General features: G+C 72.6%; 1 protein-coding gene. It reads right to left on the bottom strand.

Going from position 1 to position 1,082, the window contains the following annotated elements:
- Nucleotides 1-1,082 (bottom strand): HNH endonuclease signature motif containing protein (locus F8271_RS31470; RefSeq protein ID WP_151493405.1); only part of this gene is annotated, 1,082 nt, incomplete at both ends.

Raw genomic sequence — 1,082 nt, 5'->3', positions numbered from 1 at the left:
CGTCGGTGGTAGTGGTTGCGGCGGGGGATGTGCTTCGGGTCGAGCCAGGCGGGTGGGACGAATTCGGGGTGGCCGTCGCCGGCGATGTGGACGGTCCAGTCGCTGTGGTGCAGGTGTCGGTGGTGGTGGCCGCAGAGGAGGACGGCGTTGTTGAGGGTGGTGTGGCCGCCGTCGGTCCAGTGGTGGATGTGGTGGGCGTGGCACCAGCGGGGTGGTCGGTCGCAGCCCGGGAAGGCACAGCCGCCGTCGCGTAGCACCAGGGCGCGTCGGAGTGGGCCGGTGATGAGACGCCGTTGTCGGCCCACGTCGAGGACCTGGCCGGTGCCGCCGAGCACGGCGGGCAGGATCGCGGCGTCGCAGGCGAGCCGGCGCACCGTCTCGGGCGTGAGGTGCAGGCCGGTGTCGAGGGTGCCGGCGCCGAGGTGTCGGGTCAGTGTGTCGTAGTCGGTGGTGACGACGATCTGGGCGGGTTCGCCGCCGTGTTCGGGTAGGTCGCCGGTGCGCAGGCTGAGGCGGCAGACCTCGGCGAGGGCGTCGTGGCGGTGCTGCCCGGGGCTGCGGGTGTCATCGGGTCCGGTGGGCGCGGTCAACGGGTCGATGGCGGCGCGTAGTAGGCCGGCGGTTTCGGTGTCGAGGGTGCCGGTGAGTCGCAGGCGGCCGTCGGTGAGGGTGGACAGGGTGAGGTGTCGGTCGCGGGTGGCGCGGGCGGTTTCGGCGTCGAGGGCGGCGCGGGTGGCGGTGTCGGCGATGTCGGGGGCGACGTGGTCGAGGATGCGGGTGCCGAGTGTGCGTAGCTTAGTGGGGTCGAATTGTGCGGCCCAGTCGATGAGCACGGTGACGGCTGTGTCGGCGGTTTCGGGGCCGGCCGATGTGTGCACGGTGGTGATGGTGTCGGCGATGACCCGGGCCTGCTCGACGGTGATGTGTCCGTCGGCGAGCGCGTGGCGTATTCCGGGGTTGCCGGTGTCCAGCGCGGTGGCGAGGTCGACCAGTCGGCGGGCGGCCGCGATGGTGAGGTGCAGTCGTTCCCGCAGCCACACCGTGGTGGAGGAGGCGCCCTGCGCGCGGGCGGTGCCCCGACC

Source organism: Micromonospora sp. ALFpr18c, from assembly GCF_008868155.1.
Taxonomy (GTDB): Bacteria; Actinomycetota; Actinomycetes; order Mycobacteriales; family Micromonosporaceae; genus Micromonospora.
This window is presented reverse-complemented; position numbering and strand designations above follow the sequence as displayed.